This window comes from Roseovarius sp. B-10, from assembly GCF_056859295.1.
Window position 1 is genome coordinate 26,353 of record NZ_JBSXOE010000017.1, and the last position, 16,113, is coordinate 42,465.

Annotated in this window: 14 protein-coding genes; 11 read left to right on the forward strand and 3 right to left on the reverse strand. The window is 67.8% G+C overall.

Translation table 11 applies throughout. From position 1 onward, the window contains the following. Positions 1-20: 20 nt before the first annotated feature. Positions 21-428, forward strand: a complete 408-nt coding sequence (locus tag AC13D8_RS02010; protein WP_482967401.1) for a hypothetical protein — start codon at positions 21-23, stop codon at positions 426-428. 18 nt (positions 429-446) lie between these two features. Here AC13D8_RS02010 and glmS read toward each other — a convergent pair whose 3' ends face one another. Together glmS and glmU are read right to left on the reverse strand one after the other, a co-directional pair. Further along, complete coding sequence (gene glmS, locus AC13D8_RS02015; RefSeq protein ID WP_482967402.1) at positions 447-2,270, reverse strand: glutamine--fructose-6-phosphate transaminase (isomerizing); 1,824 nt, start codon at positions 2,268-2,270, stop codon at positions 447-449. Next, on the reverse strand, positions 2,270-3,625 hold the full coding sequence (glmU, locus tag AC13D8_RS02020) for a bifunctional UDP-N-acetylglucosamine diphosphorylase/glucosamine-1-phosphate N-acetyltransferase GlmU (protein WP_482967403.1): 1,356 nt from the start codon (positions 3,623-3,625) through the stop codon (positions 2,270-2,272). Before glmU ends, glmS begins: the two co-directional genes overlap by 1 nt. Before the next feature lie 146 nt (positions 3,626-3,771). On the opposite strand from glmU, the gene AC13D8_RS02025 reads away from it, so the two are divergent. The 4 genes from AC13D8_RS02025 (at position 3,772) to AC13D8_RS02040 (ending at position 8,726) form a co-directional block, all read left to right on the forward strand. Then, the gene (locus tag AC13D8_RS02025; protein WP_482967404.1) at positions 3,772-4,437 is read left to right on the forward strand and encodes an HAD-IA family hydrolase; all 666 of its coding nucleotides are present in this window, start codon (positions 3,772-3,774) and stop codon (positions 4,435-4,437) included. Between the two features lie 81 nt (positions 4,438-4,518). Further along, positions 4,519-5,718, forward strand: coding sequence for a DegT/DnrJ/EryC1/StrS family aminotransferase (locus AC13D8_RS02030; protein WP_482967405.1), 1,200 nt, complete (start codon positions 4,519-4,521; stop codon positions 5,716-5,718). A 164-nt stretch (positions 5,719-5,882) separates the two neighbouring features. Next, positions 5,883-7,046 carry an isovaleryl-CoA dehydrogenase gene (locus tag AC13D8_RS02035; protein ID WP_482967406.1) on the forward strand — a complete coding sequence of 388 codons (1,164 nt, stop codon included), beginning with the start codon at positions 5,883-5,885 and terminating at the stop codon, positions 7,044-7,046. 111 nt (positions 7,047-7,157) lie between these two features. Further along, positions 7,158-8,726, forward strand: a complete 1,569-nt coding sequence (locus tag AC13D8_RS02040; RefSeq protein WP_482967407.1) for an AMP-binding protein — start codon at positions 7,158-7,160, stop codon at positions 8,724-8,726. A gap of 68 nt (positions 8,727-8,794) precedes the next feature. Here AC13D8_RS02040 and AC13D8_RS02045 read toward each other — a convergent pair whose 3' ends face one another. Beyond that, positions 8,795-9,406, reverse strand: a complete 612-nt coding sequence (locus AC13D8_RS02045; protein ID WP_482967408.1) for an OmpW/AlkL family protein — start codon at positions 9,404-9,406, stop codon at positions 8,795-8,797. Positions 9,407-9,543: 137 nt separating this feature from the next. Here AC13D8_RS02045 and AC13D8_RS02050 point away from each other — a divergent pair, with 137 nt between their 5' ends. The 6 genes from AC13D8_RS02050 (at position 9,544) to AC13D8_RS02075 (ending at position 16,084) form a co-directional block, all read left to right on the forward strand. Then, positions 9,544-11,148 carry a carboxyl transferase domain-containing protein gene (locus AC13D8_RS02050; RefSeq protein WP_482967409.1) on the forward strand — a complete coding sequence of 535 codons (1,605 nt, stop codon included), beginning with the start codon at positions 9,544-9,546 and terminating at the stop codon, positions 11,146-11,148. Positions 11,149-11,221: 73 nt separating this feature from the next. After that, positions 11,222-11,740 carry a thermonuclease family protein gene (locus AC13D8_RS02055; RefSeq protein WP_482967410.1) on the forward strand — a complete coding sequence of 173 codons (519 nt, stop codon included), beginning with the start codon at positions 11,222-11,224 and terminating at the stop codon, positions 11,738-11,740. A 45-nt stretch (positions 11,741-11,785) separates the two neighbouring features. Further along, positions 11,786-13,723 carry an acetyl/propionyl/methylcrotonyl-CoA carboxylase subunit alpha gene (locus tag AC13D8_RS02060; protein ID WP_482967411.1) on the forward strand — a complete coding sequence of 646 codons (1,938 nt, stop codon included), beginning with the start codon at positions 11,786-11,788 and terminating at the stop codon, positions 13,721-13,723. Continuing rightward, a complete protein-coding gene (locus tag AC13D8_RS02065) occupies positions 13,720-14,379 on the forward strand; it encodes a glutathione S-transferase family protein (RefSeq protein ID WP_482967412.1) in 660 nt (219 codons plus the stop codon). Before AC13D8_RS02060 ends, AC13D8_RS02065 begins: the two co-directional genes overlap by 4 nt. Next, complete coding sequence (locus AC13D8_RS02070) at positions 14,379-15,245, forward strand: hydroxymethylglutaryl-CoA lyase (RefSeq protein ID WP_482967413.1); 867 nt, start codon at positions 14,379-14,381, stop codon at positions 15,243-15,245. Before AC13D8_RS02065 ends, AC13D8_RS02070 begins: the two co-directional genes overlap by 1 nt. Before the next feature lie 53 nt (positions 15,246-15,298). After that, complete coding sequence (locus AC13D8_RS02075; protein ID WP_482967414.1) at positions 15,299-16,084, forward strand: crotonase/enoyl-CoA hydratase family protein; 786 nt, start codon at positions 15,299-15,301, stop codon at positions 16,082-16,084. The last annotated feature ends 29 nt before the right edge of the window (positions 16,085-16,113 follow it).

The following is a 16,113-nucleotide window of genomic DNA, read 5'->3' on the forward strand; positions in this document are numbered from 1 at the left end:
GCGGCGGTTACGCTGATCCCATGTCGGGAATGGTGCGTGTCGTGCTGGTTTGCCTGCTTGCCGGGGGCTGTGCGCTCCTCGGGCCGACAGAGATATCCACCGACCCGCCGCCCGCCCCACCGTCCGAAACCGCGGAAGACGAGACCGCCACGCCCCAGGACGCGCCCGCTACCCCCATGCTGCCCGCGACGACCGTCGCCTCGCTCGGCGATGTGACCCGCCCGGGGCTGTGGATGCGCACCCCGCTCGTCACCTCCCCGATGCGCGGGCGGGTGAGCGACCCGCGCACCGGGCGCGCGGTGGTGCTCGATCTCATCCCGCTCGAGGCCGAGCCGGGGGCGGGAAGCCGGATGTCGCTCGCGGCTTATCAACAGCTTAACCTGCCGCTCACCGCCCTGCCGGAATTGCGCGTCGAACCTGCAGGTTGAGCGTTTGAACCGTGAGGTTCACTCCACCGTCACCGATTTCGCGAGGTTGCGGGGCTGGTCCACGTCGGTGCCCTTGGCGATCGCCGTGTGATAGGCGATGAGCTGCGCGGGCAGCGCATAGAGGATGGGCGCCAGCACCGGGTCGGTCACCGGCATGGTGATCGCGCGGAACGTGCCTTCGCCCGCCGCCGCGATCCCGGCGGCATCCGAAACCAGAACGATCCGTCCACCGCGCGCCATCACCTCCTGCATGTTCGACACGGTCTTGTCGAATAGCGCGTCGCAGGGTGCCATGACGATCACCGGCAGGCTCTCGTCGATGAGCGCAATGGGGCCGTGCTTGAGTTCGCCTGATGCATAAGCTTCGGCGTGTATGTAACTGATTTCCTTTAATTTCAGCGCCCCTTCCAGCGCCAGCGGATACATCAGCCCGCGGCCGAGAAACAGCGCGCTCTGCACCGCGGCCAGGTCGCGCGCCACGTCGCGAATGCGGTGGTCGATCTCCATCGCGGTGTTGAGCGTGGCAGGCAGGCCGCGCAGGGCCGACAGCAGGTCTGAAAGCCGCGCCGCGTCCATCCGTCCGCGCACCCGCGCCGCGCGCAGGGCCAACAGCAACAGAACGGTGAGCTGGCAGGTGAACGCCTTGGTCGAGGCGACGCCGATCTCGGCCCCGGCATGGATCGGCAACGCCAGATCGCTCTCGCGCGCGATCGAGCTTTCCTCGACATTGACCACCGAGACGATCCCCTCGACCCTGTCGCGGCAATAGCGCAGGGCGGCCAGCGTGTCGGCGGTCTCGCCCGACTGGCTTACGAAAATGGCCAGCGTGCCGGGCACGATGGGCGGCTCGCGGTAGCGAAATTCCGACGCGATATCAACGTCTACGGGCAAACCCGCCAGTTGCTCGAACCAGTATTTCGCGGTGAGGCAGGCGTAATAGGCCGTGCCGCAGGCCACCAGCGTAAGCCGCTCGATACGCGCGAGATCGGGCAGCGCGTCGGGCAGGCGGATGTCGTCGCCGGCCTCTGTCAGGTAGTGGCGCAGGGCGTTGCCGATGACCATCGGCTGCTCTGCGATCTCCTTGGCCATGAAATGCCGGTGCCCGCCCTTGTCCACCAGCGCGTGGTCGAGCGCGATGGTCTTGACGAGCCGGTTGGCGCGGCGTCCCTCGGCGTCGGTGATGGTGGCGCCTTCCCGGGTGACGACGGCGATATCGCCTTCTTCGAGATAGGTGATGCGGTCGGTCATCGGCGCGAGCGCGATGGCGTCCGAGCCCACGAACATCTCGCCCTTCCCGTGGCCGATGGCCAGCGGGCTGCCCTTGCGCGCGGCGATGAGCAGGTCGTCCTCGCCCTCGAACAGGAACAGCAGCGCATAGGCCCCGTCGAGCCGCGCGATGGTGGCGCGGGCGGCTTCTTCGGCGCTCATGCCCTCGTGCATGTAGCGGCAGGTGAGCAGCGCCACCGTCTCGGTATCGGTGTCGGTCTCGTGGCCGAACCCGGCCTCGGCCAACTCGGCGCGCAGCTCGCGGAAATTCTCGATGATGCCGTTATGCACCACCGCCACCGGTCCGGCGCGGTGAGGGTGGGCGTTCGTCTCGGTGGGCGCGCCGTGGGTGGCCCAGCGGGTGTGGCCGATGCCCGCCTTGCCCGGCAGCGGCTGGTGAACCAGCAGATCGGAGAGGTTGACCAGCTTGCCCACCGCGCGGCGGCGGTCGAGGCCGCCCGCGTTGACCGTGGCAAGCCCCGCACTGTCATAGCCGCGGTATTCCAGCCGCTTGAGCGCGTCGAGCAGCATCGGTGCCGCCTCGTGATTTCCCAGAACCCCGACGATCCCGCACATCAGCGTTCTCCCTCGTTGCGAGTGTCTTTCGCCGCGCGCAGCCGCGCGAAGAGCCGCGCGGCAAAGCCGGGCTTGACCTCTTGCCGCGCCCGCGCCACGGCGAGCGCGCCGGCCTCGACATCGCGGGTGATCACCGAGCCCGAGCCCGTCATCGCTCCGTCGCCCACGCGCACCGGCGCGACGAGCATCGTATCAGAGCCGATAAACACATCCGCGCCGATGGTGGTGCGGTGTTTGTTCACCCCGTCGTAGTTACAGGTGATCGTGCCCGCGCCGATATTGGTGTTGGCGCCGATCGCGGCATCGCCGATATAGCTCAGGTGGTTGACCTTGGCCCCCTCGTCGAGGATCGCGTTCTTGACCTCGACGAAATTTCCGATGCGCACGTCCTCGGCCAGTTCGGTGCCGGGGCGCAGACGGGCATAAGGCCCCACCACCGCGCCGCGCGAGACGTGACAGCCCTCGAGATGCGAGAACGCCCGTATATGCGCGCCGGACTCGACCGTAACGCCGGGGCCGAACACCACGTAAGGCTCGATCACCGTGTCGCGGCCCACCACGGTGTCGCGGGCGAAATGCACCGTCTCGGGCGCGGTGAGGGTGATGCCTGTCTCCAGCGCCTCGGCGCGGGCGCGGGCCTGAAAGGCGGCCTCGGCGGCGGCAAGCTCGGCACGGGAATTGACGCCCAGCGTCTCGGCCTCGTCGCAGGTGACGGCGGTGGCCTTGAGGCCCCGCGCACGGGCGATGCCAACGATATCGGTGAGGTAGTATTCCCCGGCGGCGTTGTCGCGGCCCACTTCGGCGACCAGGTCGAAGAGCAGGCCCGCGGGCGCCATCACCACGCCGCTGTTGCACAGCCCGATGGCGCGTTCGCTGTCGCTGGCGTCCTTGAATTCGACGATGCGGATAAGGCTCTCGCCCTGCATCACCAGCCGCCCGTAACGGCCCGGCTCTTCGGGGGCAAAGCCCAGCACGACGATGTCGTGATGGCGCCGCGCCTCCATCATCCGCCCGAGCGTCTCGGGGCGGATAAAGGGCGTGTCGCCATAGAGCACCAACGCGTCGCCGTCGAAATCGCCAAGCGTGTCCGCAGCCTGCGCCACCGCGTGGGCAGTGCCGCGCTGTTCGGCCTGGATCACCACTTGCGCCACGCTGTCATGCGCGGCCAGCGCCGCGCGCACCGCGTCCGCGCCATGCCCCGCCACCACCACCGTGCGTGCAGGGTCAAGCGCCTCTCCTGCCGCGATGGCATGGACGAGCAGCGGCGCGCCCGCCACCTCGTGCAGAACCTTGGGCTGGTCCGAGTGCATTCTCGTGCCCTTTCCGGCGGCGAGAACGATCAGGGCAACGGACATGTTTCAATCTCTTTTCCGGTGACAACGTCTGCGTCGTTCTAGACATTCCGCAAAGTCGCGCAAGGGCGGGGCCAGTAAAACCTTGTGACCGTTCGGTGACAGCGCTAAGCGGTTTCCTGCCGGAACACGCACGATAAGGGGGCGCGATGCGCACCGTGGTCTTTGATCTCGACGGCACGCTGGCCGATACCAGCGGCGATCTCATCGCCGCCGCCAATGCCTGTTTTCGCGGAATGGGCGTGGCGGATTTGCTGTGCCCCTCGCGCGACGTGGGGGTGGCACTGCGCGGCGGGCGGGCGATGCTGCGGCTGGGCATGGAGCGGCTCGGGCGCGGCGGAGACGAGGCCGAGATCGACCGGCAGTATCCGCTGTTGCTCGCCGCCTACGAGGGCGCGATCGACCGGCACACGCGGCTCTATCCCGGTGCGATGGCGGCGGTGGAGGGCCTGCGCGAAGCGGGCTACCGCGTGGCCATTTGCACCAACAAACCCGAGGCGCTGGCGCGGCTTCTGCTGGAGAGGATGGGCGTGCTCGACCGGTTTCACGCGCTTACCGGGGCCGATACGCTGCCGGTGCGCAAGCCCGACCCCGAGCACCTGCGCGAGACCGTGCGCCGCGCGGGCGGCGATCCGGTGCGTGCGCTTCTGGTGGGCGACAGCGACACCGACCGCGACACGGCGCGCGCCGCAGGCGTGCCGTCGGTGCTGGTGGGGTTCGGGCCGTCGGGTGCGGACATGGCCGCGCTCTCGCCCGAGGCCATCATCGGCCATTTCGACGAGCTTCCTGCCGCGGTGGCGCGGCTCATCGGCTGAGCGCGGGGCGCGGTTTCGGCTTTCGTGAAAGAGCGGCGGCGGGCCATTGACGCAAGGCCCGGCGCACGCCAAAACCGGTGTATGACCGAGGTATTCAAAGGCAGCTTCACCCAGCAGGAGCCGATTCCCGACGAGGGAATCGCGGCGGCGCTCGAGGTGATGCGGTCGGGGCGGCTGCACCGCTACAACCTCGCCCCCGGCGAGCCGGGCGAGGCCGCGATGTTGGAACAAGAGTTTGCCAATCATGTCGGCGCGCGCCACGCGCTTGCCGTCACCTCGGGGGGCTACGCGATGGCCACCGCGCTGCGGGCGCTGGGGGTGGGGTCCGGCGACCGGGTGCTCACCAATGCCTTTACCCTTGCGCCGGTGCCCGGTGCCATCGCGAGCGTCGGCGCGCAGCCCGTTTTCGTGGGCGTGACCGAGGGGCTGACCATCGACCTTGACGATCTCGCCGCCAAGGCGGGACAGGCACGGGTGCTTATGCTCAGCCACATGCGCGGGCACCTGGCGGACATGGACCGGCTGATGGAGGTCTGCGATGCGCACGGCATCACCGTGATCGAGGATTGCGCGCACACGATGGGCGCGGCGTGGCGCGGTATCCCCTCCGGGCGCTGGGGCAAGGTGGGCTGTTTCTCGACCCAGACCTACAAGCACATGAATTCCGGCGAGGGCGGATTCCTCGTCACGGATGACGATGAGGTGATGGCGCGCGCGGTGATCCTGTCGGGATCCTACATGCTCTACGAGCGCCACGGCACGGTGCCGCCCGAGGAGGTGTTCGCGCGGGTGAAGTACGACACGCCCAACGTCTCGGGGCGGATGGACCACCTGCGCGCGGCGATCCTGCGCCCGCAACTGCGCATGCTGGAGGATCAGTGCGACCGCTGGAACGCGCGCTATCGCGTGGTGGAGGAAGGGCTTCGCGGCACGCCGGGCCTCATGCTGGTCGAGCGGCCCGAGGCCGAGCGCTATGTCGGTTCGTCGATCCAGTTCCTGCTGCTCGACTGGGAGGGCGGCGCCGTGGCGGAGGTAATCCGTCGTTGCGCCGCGCGCGGGGTCGAGCTCAAGTGGTTCGGGGGCGCGGAGCCCGCGGGCTTTACCAGTCGCTATGACAGCTGGCGTTATGCGCCGTCGGCGCCCATGCCCGCCACCGACCGCATCCTGCGCGGCATCCTCGACATGCGCCTGCCGTTGACTTTCAGCCTCGACGACTGCGCGCAGATCGCCCGCATCATCCGCGCCGAGGTGGGCGCGGTCTGGCAGAGCCGCGCGGCCTGACCTGACCGGCCCGATGGCACCGGCCGGACGGGGGCGCTGCCCCCACCGCCGCGGCGACTTCCCCGGAGTATTTGCCAAGAAGAAGCCGCTGCGCGCGGGATTGACGGGGTGTGCGGTTTGCGGCTATAAATGAACAAGTGTTCAATAAATGCCGGAGACCGGGGATGTTCAACGCGGTAATGAGCTTTGATCTGGGCGAGGATGTGAACGCCCTGCGCGAGATGGTGCATCGCTGGGCGCAGGAGCGCATCAAGCCGATGGCGGCGGAGATAGATCGCGAAAACACCTTTCCGAGCGCGCTCTGGCGCGAGATGGGCGACCTGGGTCTGCTGGGCATCACCGTGCCGGAGGAATATGGCGGCGCGGGGATGGGCTATCTCGCCCATGTCGTCGCCGTGGAGGAAATCGCCCGCGCCTCGGCCTCGGTGTCGCTCAGCTATGGCGCGCATTCCAACCTCTGCGTCAACCAGATCAAGCTCAACGGCAGCGAGGAGCAGAAGGCGAAATATCTGCCCGGCCTCATCAGTGGCGAGCATGTCGGCGCGCTCGCCATGTCCGAGGCGGGGGCAGGCAGCGACGTGGTGTCGATGAAGCTGCGCGCCGAGCGGCGCAACGATCACTACCGGTTGAATGGCAACAAGTACTGGATCACCAACGGCCCCGATGCCGATACGCTGGTGGTCTATGCCAAGACCGATCCCGATGCCGGATCGAAGGGCATCACCGCCTTCCTGATCGAGAAGACGATGACAGGCTTCAGCACCTCGCCGCATTTCGACAAGCTGGGGATGCGCGGGTCGAACACTGCCGAGCTTATTTTCGAGGATGTCGAGGTGCCGTTCGAGAACGTGCTGGGCGAGGAGGGGCGCGGCGTGCGCGTGCTCATGTCCGGCCTTGATTACGAGCGCGTGGTGCTGGCGGGAATCGGCACCGGGATCATGGCGGCGTGCCTCGACGAGATCATGCCCTACATGGCCGAGCGCCACCAGTTTGGCCAGCCGATCGGCTCGTTCCAGCTCATGCAGGGCAAGATGGCGGACATGTACACCGCGATGAACTCGGCGCGCGCCTATGTCTACGAGGTGGCCAAGGCCTGCGACCGGGGCGACGTGACCCGCCAGGACGCCGCGGCCTGCTGTCTCTATGCCTCCGAGCAGGCGATGGTGCAGGCGCACCAGGCGGTGCAGGCCATGGGCGGGGCGGGCTTTCTCAACGACTCTCCGGTGGCTCGCATCTTCCGCGACGCCAAGCTCATGGAGATCGGCGCGGGAACCAGCGAGATCCGCCGGATGCTGGTAGGCCGCGAGATGATGGGGGCGATGGGGTGAGCCGATGCCGTGTCGTCTGATCCATCTGCCGCTGGTGGCCTGTGCGGGGCACGAATATTTCGTCGATAGCCTTGGCCGGGTGGTGGACGTGGCGCGACCGGGGGTGGCGTCATGAGCACGATGCGGCCCCTCCTGCGCCGCGCGCCTTACGAGGCGCTCTGTGATGGGTTTCGCTGGGACATCCCGGCGCGGCTCAACATGGCGGCGCAGGTTTGCGACGACTGGGCAGCGCAGGAGCCGGACCGGCTGGCGATCCGCGATCTGTCGGGTGAGGGCCCGCACGAGGTGAGCTATGGCGCGCTGCGGCGTATGGCCGACGGGCTGGCGCAGGCGCTGGTGGCGCGGGGCGTGGCGCGCGGCGACCGGGTGGGCGTGTTGCGCAGCCAGGGCGCGTGGTGCGCGGCGGCGCATATCGCGATCTGGAAAATCGGCGCGATTTCAATCCCCTTGTTCAAACTCTTCAGGCAGGATGCGCTGACGAGCCGGGTGGGTGATGCGGGCGCGCAGGTGGTTATCACAGATGCCGAGGGCGTGGACATGTTGGCCGCTCTGGATGGCGTGACTGCCCTCGTTCCGGAAAAGACCACACTGCCGGACGGCCGGTTCGACACGGCAGAGACCGGGCCCGAAGAGCCGGCGGTGCTGATCTACACGAGCGGCACAACGGGCAGCCCCAAGGGCGCGCTGCACGGCCACAGGGTGCTGACCGGCCACCTGCCGGGGGTCGAGATGAGCCATGATTTTCTGGGTCAGGAGGGCGATTGCCTGTGGACGCCCGCGGACTGGGCCTGGATCGGCGGGCTGTTTGACGTGCTGATGCCGGGGCTGGCCATCGGCGTGCCGGTGGTGGCCGCGCGGATGGCGCGATTCGATGTCGATCAGTGCTTGAGGATCATCCGCGAAGGCGCTGTCAAAAATGTCTTTTTCCCGCCAACCGCGCTTCGGATGTTGCGCGCGGAGGAGGCCCACCTAGACGGGTTGCGCAGCGTCGCGAGCGGTGGCGAGCCGCTGGGGCCGGAGATGCTCGACTGGGGGCGGCAGGCATTTGGCCTGACGATCAACGAGTTCTACGGACAGACCGAGTGCAACATGGTGGCAAGCTCCTGCGCCGCGCTGTTTCCCCCGCGCCCCGGTGCGCTGGGCAGGGCGGTGCCCGGGCATGCGGTGGCCGTGATCGACGCCGAGGGGCGCGAGACGGCGGGCGAGGGCGATATCGCGATCGCGCGAGGATCCGCCTCCATGATGCTGGAATATTTCAACAAACCGAGTGAGACGACAGAAAAGTTCCGAGGCGACTGGATGCTGACCGGAGATCGGGGCGTGATCGTCGATGGGTATATCCGGTTCGTTGGCCGCGAGGATGACGTCATCACTTCGGCGGGCTATCGAATCGGGCCTGCGGAGATCGAGGATTGTCTGCTCACGCATCCGGCGGTGGCAACTGCCGGCGTGGTGGGCAAGCCCGACCCGCTGCGCACCGAGATCGTCAAGGCCTACGTGGTGTTGCGCCCTGCCGTCGAGGTTGGCGCCGAGGAACTTCAGGCATGGGTTAAGGAGCGGCTTTCAAGGCATTCTTACCCAAGGGAAATATCTTTTATTGATGCGTTGCCGATGACCGTCACGGGCAAGGTGATTCGCAAGGAGCTGAAGGCGCGTGCGGCGCGGGAGGCGGAGCAATGAGGGTGCACCACGAAAGAGGGGCCGGCGCGATGGCCGACCCCGTCATTCCGATCCTGTGCGGGAGGGGATCAGAATTTCATCACATAGGCCGCGTTGATCACCCAAGGGTCGATCTTGACGGTGCCGATGGGCGCGCCGCCCACCTTCACGTCGGTCTCGATGTCGATGTAGCGCACGTCGAAGCGGAACGCCGATTTCTCGTTGATCGCCACGTCCACACCCGCGTGCAGCGCAAGGCCCCAGGAATCGTCGAGGCTGACCGGCACGCCCGCGAGCGCGCCCTTGCCCGTGTCGTCGAAGAAGTAGGTGTAGTTGATGCCCGCGCCGACAAAGGGAGTGACCCCGCTCTTGTTGGTGAAGTGGTATTGCAGCGACAGGGTGGGCGGCAGGTGCTTGGTTTCCGCCACCTTGCCGGCACCCGCGAGGTTGATGTCGTGCTGGAACGGCCACGACGCGAGCAGTTCGACACCGATATTGTCGGCGACAAAATATTCCACCGTGAGCGTCGGGCGCAGGTTGCCATCGACATCAATGCTGCCAGCCGCGGTGGTGGAGCTGCGCGTGGGCTCGACCCAGCCGATGCCGAGGCCGAGGGTGAAATCGCCCTGCGACTGCGCGAGCGCCGGGGCGGCGGTCGCGCTCATGAGGGCGGCGAGGGTGAGGGCGGTGATCTTTTTCATGGTCTGTCCACTCTTGTTTTGACGCCGCTCGGTATGGACCGGCCGCGGCCCGATCACATTGACGTGAATCAAATTCGCCCCGTCCTGCCGCACTGCGGCATAATTGCAACACGCGACCTGACACAGGAGGTGCAGCCATGCGTCTGACATCATCGGCGCTGCCGTCATCCGAGGCGTTCCGGGCCAACCGTGACGCCCATCTCGAGGCGCTGCGCGAGGTCGAAGAGGCCGCCGTGGCCGCGGCTGAGGGTGGCGGCCAGGCGGCGCGCGAGCGGCACAAGGCGCGCGGCAAGATGTCCCCCCGCGCGCGGGTCGCGGGTCTGCTCGATCCCGGCAGCCCGTTCCTGGAGGTTGGGGCCACTGCGGCGCACGGTCTTTATGACGGGGCCGCGCCCTGCGCGGGCGTGATTGCCGGGGTGGGCCGCGTGATGGGGCGCGACTGCATGATCGTGTGCAACGACGCCACGGTGAAGGGCGGCACCTATTACCCGATGACGGTCAAGAAACACCTGCGCGCGCAGGAGATCGCCGAGGAATGTCACCTGCCATGCATCTACCTCGTCGACTCGGGTGGCGCGAACCTGCCCAACCAGGACGAGGTGTTCCCCGACCGCGACCATTTCGGGCGCATCTTCTACAACCAGGCGCAGATGAGCGCCAAGGGGATCGCGCAGATCGCCGTGGTGATGGGAAGCTGCACCGCCGGAGGGGCCTATGTGCCCGCGATGTCCGATGTCACGATCATCGTGCGCGATCAGGGCACGATCTTTCTGGCCGGTCCGCCCCTGGTCAAGGCGGCGACAGGCGAGGTCGTGACAGCCGAGGACCTGGGCGGTGGCGACGTGCACACGCGGCTGTCGGGCGTGGCGGACTACCTCGCCGAGGACGACGCGCACGCGCTGGCGCTGGCGCGGCGCGCCGTGGGCAATCTGGGCGGTGGGCTGGCCCCTGTCCGGGGGTGGCAGACGCCCGAGGAGCCCGCCTACGATCCAGAGGAAATCCTCGGCGTGGTGCCGGCCGATCTGCGCACGCCCTACGATATCCGCGAGGTCATCGCGCGGCTGGTGGACGGGTCGTATTTCGACGAGTTCAAGGCCCGCTTTGGCGAGACGCTGGTTTGCGGCTTTGCCCATGTGAAGGGCTGTCCGGTGGGGATCGTCGCCAACAATGGCGTGCTGTTCTCCGAATCGGCCTCCAAGGGCGCGCATTTCGTCGAACTGTGCAGCCAGCGGCGCACGCCCCTGGTGTTCCTGCAGAACATCACCGGCTTCATGGTCGGGCGCAAATACGAGAACGAGGGCATCGCCCGGCACGGGGCCAAGATGGTGACGGCGGTGGCGACAACCTCTGTGCCGAAGATCACCATGCTGGTGGGGGGCTCTTTCGGCGCGGGCAATTATGGCATGGCGGGGCGGGCCTATCAGCCGCGCTTCCTGTGGACCTGGCCCAATTCCCGCATCTCGGTAATGGGCGGCGCCCAGGCGGCGGGGGTGCTCGCCACGGTCAAGCGCGACGCGATGGAAAAGCGCGGCGAGCATTGGTCGGCGGAGGACGAAGAGGCGTTCAAGCGCCCGACGGTGGAGATGTTCGAGCGGCAGGCGCACCCGCTCTATGCCTCGGCGCGGCTGTGGGATGACGGGATCATCGACCCGCGCAAGAGCCGGGATGTGCTCGGGCTATCCCTGCGCGCGGCGCTGAATGCCCCGGTGGAGGAGACGCGCTTCGGCGTGTTCCGGATGTGAGGGGGCTGGTGCCGTGTCGAGGAGAAAGGTCACTCGTTTTTACCGAGGTGCGCGTCGCCACCCGAAGTGGGATTTGGGAACGCCGCCAGGTCAGCAGGCGCGTGCGGTACGTGACAAGATTGCCGACCCGCACTTTTATCTCAAAGCAGTCATGGTTGTTTGCGCTGTGGCATTGATCGCGCTCCCCTTAACGTCGGATGCGTTCATTACAAGCAAGACGCAAGACGACGTGACTGGCTGCCGGATCGTTCATGTGACCGACGGTGACACGGTTCGGCTCTATTGTTCTGGCCGTGGATTTCTATCCGGACGATTGACGGGGTTTGATGCGCCCGAACTCTTCAGTCCAAAGTGCTTCTCCGAATTTGCTATGGCACTGCGGGCAAAGTGGGCCTTGCGATGGATCCTCCTTACAACCGAGGACATCACAGTCGTGCGGGAAGGGACTGACAGGTACGAGCGTGCTTTGATCTTTCTGGCATCCGACGGGGTGCCTGTGGCTCGAATGATGATCGAACGCGGACATGCGCGCGCCTATGATGGTGGCCACCGAGAGGGCTGGTGTGAAGCGATGACGGGGAAAGCGGCGTGAGGGAGTTCATAGAATTGATGCAAGATGAAGCAAGGGGCGCGGGCCATGTTTGAACGTATCCTGATCGCCAACCGGGGCGAGATCGCGTGCCGGGTGATGCGCACGGCACAGGCGATGGGCGTCGAGGTGGTGGCGGTCTATTCCGATGCCGACCGCGGCGCCGCGCATGTGGCGATGGCGGACCGGGCGGTGCATATCGGCGGGTCGGCGCCTGCCGACAGCTATCTCAAGGGCGATGCGATCATCGCGGCAGCGCTGGAGACGGGGGCCGAGGCGATCCATCCCGGATATGGCTTCCTGAGCGAGAACCCCGATTTCGTCGAGGCGGTGGAGTCGGCGGGGCTGACCTTCGTCGGCCCATCGGCGCAGGCAATCCGGGCGATGGGGCTCAAGGACGCCGCCAAGACCCTGATGGAGGAGGCTGGCGTGCCGGTGGTGCCGGGCTATCACGGCAGCAATCAGGACCGCGAGCATCTGGCAGGGGCGGCCGAGGCCATCGGCTACCCGGTGCTGATCAAGGCCGTTGCGGGCGGCGGCGGCAAGGGGATGCGGCTGGTGGAGCGCGCCGGGGATTTCACCGATGCGCTGGAGAGCGCACGGGGCGAGGCGCGCACCGCCTTTGGCAACGCCGACGTTCTGATCGAGAAATTCGTGGAAAAGCCGCGCCATATCGAGGTGCAGGTGTTCGGCGACGGCAGACGCGCGGTGCATCTCTTCGAGCGCGACTGCTCGCTTCAGCGGCGCCATCAGAAGGTGATCGAGGAGGCCCCCGCGCCGGGCATGACACCCGAGATGCGCGCGGCCATGGGGCAGGCCGCCGTGCGCGCCGCCGAGGCCATAGGTTACACGGGGGCGGGCACCGTGGAGTTCATTGTCGATGGCTCGGACGGGCTGCGCCCCGACAGGTTCTGGTTCATGGAGATGAACACGCGCCTGCAGGTCGAGCATCCGGTGACCGAGGCGATCACCGGCGTGGACCTCGTCGAGTGGCAGTTGCGCGTGGCGGCGGGCGAGGGGCTGCCGCTCCCCCAGGAGGATCTGGCGATCACCGGCCATGCCTTCGAGGCACGGCTCTATGCCGAGGATGTGCCAAAGGGGTTCCTGCCCGCGACGGGGCGGCTGACGCACCTCGCGTTTCCGGACGGGGCCCGTGCCGATAGCGGCGTGCGGGCGGGCGACGAGATCAGCCCGTTCTACGACCCGATGATCGCCAAGCTGGTCACCCACGGCCCGAGCCGCGCAGTCGCGCTGCGTCGGATGGCGCGCGCGCTGGAGCGCACCGAGGTGGCAGGCACGGTGACCAACCTTGCCTTTCTCGGCGCGCTCGCGCGGCATGCGGGGTTCGCGGCGGGAGACGTGGATACCGGGCTGATCGCACGGGATATCGACGCGCTGGTCGTGCCGCCCGCACCGGGCCCGCGCGAGATCGCGCTGGCGGCGGTGGCGGGGCTGGGCCTCATGCACGAGGCGCCACCGGAGGCCGGGTTCGCCCTATGGCAGCCGCTGGAACGCACGGTAACGCTGCTCCACGCGGGCGACGAGATTGTGCTTCGCCTGGCGACCCTGTCGGCGAATGCTCATGATGTGACGGTGGGCGGGGTCTGCGTTGCGGTGCGGCGCGTGGAGGGGCAATGGCGGCTTGACGGCGCGTTCGCGCCGCAAGTGGCCGTGGACGGCGCGCTGATCACCGTCTTTGCACAGTACGGGCTGCGCTTCGAGTTGGTCGATCCGCTGGCGCGCGAGGGCGCGGCGGGCGGCGATGCCGCGCTCGTCGAGGCGCCGATGCCGGGGCTGGTGAAGGCGGTGCTGGCGCAGGCCGGGCAGACCGTCAGCAAAGGCGACCGGCTGGCGGTGCTGGAGGCGATGAAGATGGAGCACAGCCTGCTGGCCGCGCGTGACGGCGTGGTGGGCGAGGTCCTAGTAGCCGCGGGCGAGCAGGTCTCGGCGGGCGCGGCGCTGATCCGGCTGGAGGAAGAGGCATGATCCGCCTGCACCATGTGCCGCTGGCGCGTTCGCTGCGGGTGATGTGGCTGCTCGAGGAGCTGGGGCTCGACTACGAAGTGGCGTATTACTCGATCCGCGACGGCTCGTTGCGCGCGCCCGAATTCCTCGCGCTGTCGCCCGCCGGGCGGGTGCCGGTGCTGGAGCATCATGGCGCGGTCTGGGTCGAGAGCGCGGCCATCGTGCAGATGCTGTGCGAGACCTACAGCGAGGCAGGGCTGATGCCACCGCCGGGCCAGCCCGAGCGCGCGCTGTTTCTGGAGGTGCTGAGCCTGTCCGAGACGGTGGGGTGCCTGTTGGAAAATCTCAACCTCAACCAGGTGTTCCTGCGACCGCCCGCGCGCCCCTCGGCCGCTGTGGTGAAGCTCCTGAACGCGCGGCTGCGCGCGGTGCTGGCGGCGATGGAGGCGCGGATGGAGGGCGATCACCTCCTGCCCTCGGGTTTCTCGGCCGCGGATATCATGTTCGCCTACGGGTTCGAACTGGCGCGCTATTACGTCGATCTGGACCAATACCCGCGCCTGATGGCCTATTGGGATGGCTTGCGCGCGCGCCCCGCCTATCAAAGGGCTAAGGCGCGGGACGGCGAGCAGGACATCTATGTGCAGGAGTTCTATCCCGTGCCGGAGGAGGGGTGATGGCCGAGAGTGTTGAAATCTTCGAAGTCGGTCCGCGCGACGGGCTGCAGAACGAGGCCGCCCGGATCGCCACGCGCGACAAGATCGCGCTGGTGGATTGCCTGAGCGAGGCGGGCTTTGCCCGGATCGAGGTGGCGAGCTTTGTCAGCCCCAAATGGGTGCCGCAGATGGCCGACTCGGCCGAGGTGCTGCGCGGCATCCGGCGGGCACCGGGGGTGCGCTATGCCGCGCTTACGCCCAATATGCGGGGGCTCTCGGATGCGCTCGAAGCGGGGGCCGACGAGGTGGCGATCTTCGGCTCGGCATCCGAGGGGTTTTCGAAGGCCAATATCAACGCCACCATCGAGGAAAGCCTCGCACGCTTTGCCCCCGTCACCGAGGCGGCGGGGGCCGAGGGGCTGCGCGTGCGCGGTTATGTCTCCTGCGTGGTGGAATGCCCCTATGACGGGCCGGTTGACCCCGCGCAGGCGGCGCAGGTGGCAGAGAGCCTGTGGCAGATGGGCTGCTACGAGATCAGCCTCGGCGACACGATCGGGCGGGGCACGCCCGAGGCGGTGGACGCGATGCTCGCGGCGGTGATGGACGTGGTGCCGGTGGATCGGCTCGCCGGGCATTTCCACGACACCTCGGGCCGCGCGCTCGACAATATCGAGGCGGCGCTGGCGCGCGGGGTGCGGGTGTTCGACGCCGCCGTCGGGGGCCTGGGTGGCTGTCCCTATGCGCCCGGTGCGGCGGGCAACGTGGCCACAGAGGCGGTGCAGGAGCGGCTGGCGGCCCTGGGTTACCAGACCGGGCTCGACCGCGAGGTGCTGGTGCGCGCCGCCGCGATGGCGCGGGCGCTGCGGGGCGAGGGGCAAAAATCTTGAACAGATTTTTCCCAAATTTCCTATGAAGAAATTTGGCGCAAGAAGGAGAGGGCATGACCGAGACCATCACCATCGAGGCTGACACGCGCGGCGTGGCCACGCTCTGGCTCGACCGGGCCGAGAAGCATAACGCCATGTCGGCGCAGATGATCGCCGAGTTGCACAGGGCGGCGCAGGATCTCGGCGCCGATGACGGTGTGCGGGCCGTGGTGCTGGCAGCAAGGGGCCGCACGTTCTGCGCCGGTGGCGATTTGGGCTGGATGCGGGCGCAGTTCGACGCCGAGCCGGAGCCCCGGTCGAAAGAGGCCGCGAAGCTGGCGCACATGCTTCAGGCGCTCAATACCCTGCCCAAGCCCCTGATCGGGCGGGTGCATGGCAATGCCTTTGGCGGTGGTATCGGGCTGATGAGCGTGTGCGACGTGGTGATCGGGGTAGAGGGCGCGCAGTTCGCGCTTACCGAGACGCGGCTGGGGCTTATCCCGGCCACCATTGGGCCATACGTGGCCGCGCGCATGGGCGAGGCAAAGGCCCGGCGCGTTTTCATGTCGGGCCGCCGGTTCGACGCGGACGAGGCGGTGGCGCTCGGCCTTCTGGCGCGGGCGGTGCCGGAAGCCGGACTCGACGCCGCCGTGGAGCAAGAGGTCTTGCCCTACCTCTCCTGCGCGCCGGGGGCCGTGGCGCGGGCCAAGGCGCTGCTGCGCGGCTTCGGGCCGCGCATCGACGACGCGGTGATCGAGCACACCATCGCGGCACTGGCGGAGACGTGGGCCGGGACCGAGGCCCCCGAGGGCATCGCCGCCTTTTTCGAGCGCCGCACACCGGGCTGGCAGCACGAGTGAGTCGCGGCCCTTGCCGCGCCGCGGCAAGG

Coding starts and splice junctions, on each gene's coding strand:
- glmU (WP_482967403.1), bottom strand. CDS start 3,625: ATGTCCGTTGCCCTGATCGTTCTCGCCGCCGGAAAGGGCACGAGAATG.
- AC13D8_RS02050 (WP_482967409.1), top strand. CDS start 9,544: ATGCGTCTGACATCATCGGCGCTGCCGTCATCCGAGGCGTTCCGGGCC.
- AC13D8_RS02025 (WP_482967404.1), top strand. CDS start 3,772: ATGCGCACCGTGGTCTTTGATCTCGACGGCACGCTGGCCGATACCAGC.
- AC13D8_RS02010 (WP_482967401.1), top strand. CDS start 21: ATGTCGGGAATGGTGCGTGTCGTGCTGGTTTGCCTGCTTGCCGGGGGC.
- AC13D8_RS02045 (WP_482967408.1), bottom strand. CDS start 9,406: ATGAAAAAGATCACCGCCCTCACCCTCGCCGCCCTCATGAGCGCGACC.
- glmS (WP_482967402.1), bottom strand. CDS start 2,270: ATGTGCGGGATCGTCGGGGTTCTGGGAAATCACGAGGCGGCACCGATG.
- AC13D8_RS02040 (WP_482967407.1), top strand. CDS start 7,158: ATGAGCACGATGCGGCCCCTCCTGCGCCGCGCGCCTTACGAGGCGCTC.
- AC13D8_RS02075 (WP_482967414.1), top strand. CDS start 15,299: ATGACCGAGACCATCACCATCGAGGCTGACACGCGCGGCGTGGCCACG.
- AC13D8_RS02030 (WP_482967405.1), top strand. CDS start 4,519: ATGACCGAGGTATTCAAAGGCAGCTTCACCCAGCAGGAGCCGATTCCC.
- AC13D8_RS02035 (WP_482967406.1), top strand. CDS start 5,883: ATGTTCAACGCGGTAATGAGCTTTGATCTGGGCGAGGATGTGAACGCC.
- AC13D8_RS02065 (WP_482967412.1), top strand. CDS start 13,720: ATGATCCGCCTGCACCATGTGCCGCTGGCGCGTTCGCTGCGGGTGATG.
- AC13D8_RS02060 (WP_482967411.1), top strand. CDS start 11,786: ATGTTTGAACGTATCCTGATCGCCAACCGGGGCGAGATCGCGTGCCGG.
- AC13D8_RS02070 (WP_482967413.1), top strand. CDS start 14,379: ATGGCCGAGAGTGTTGAAATCTTCGAAGTCGGTCCGCGCGACGGGCTG.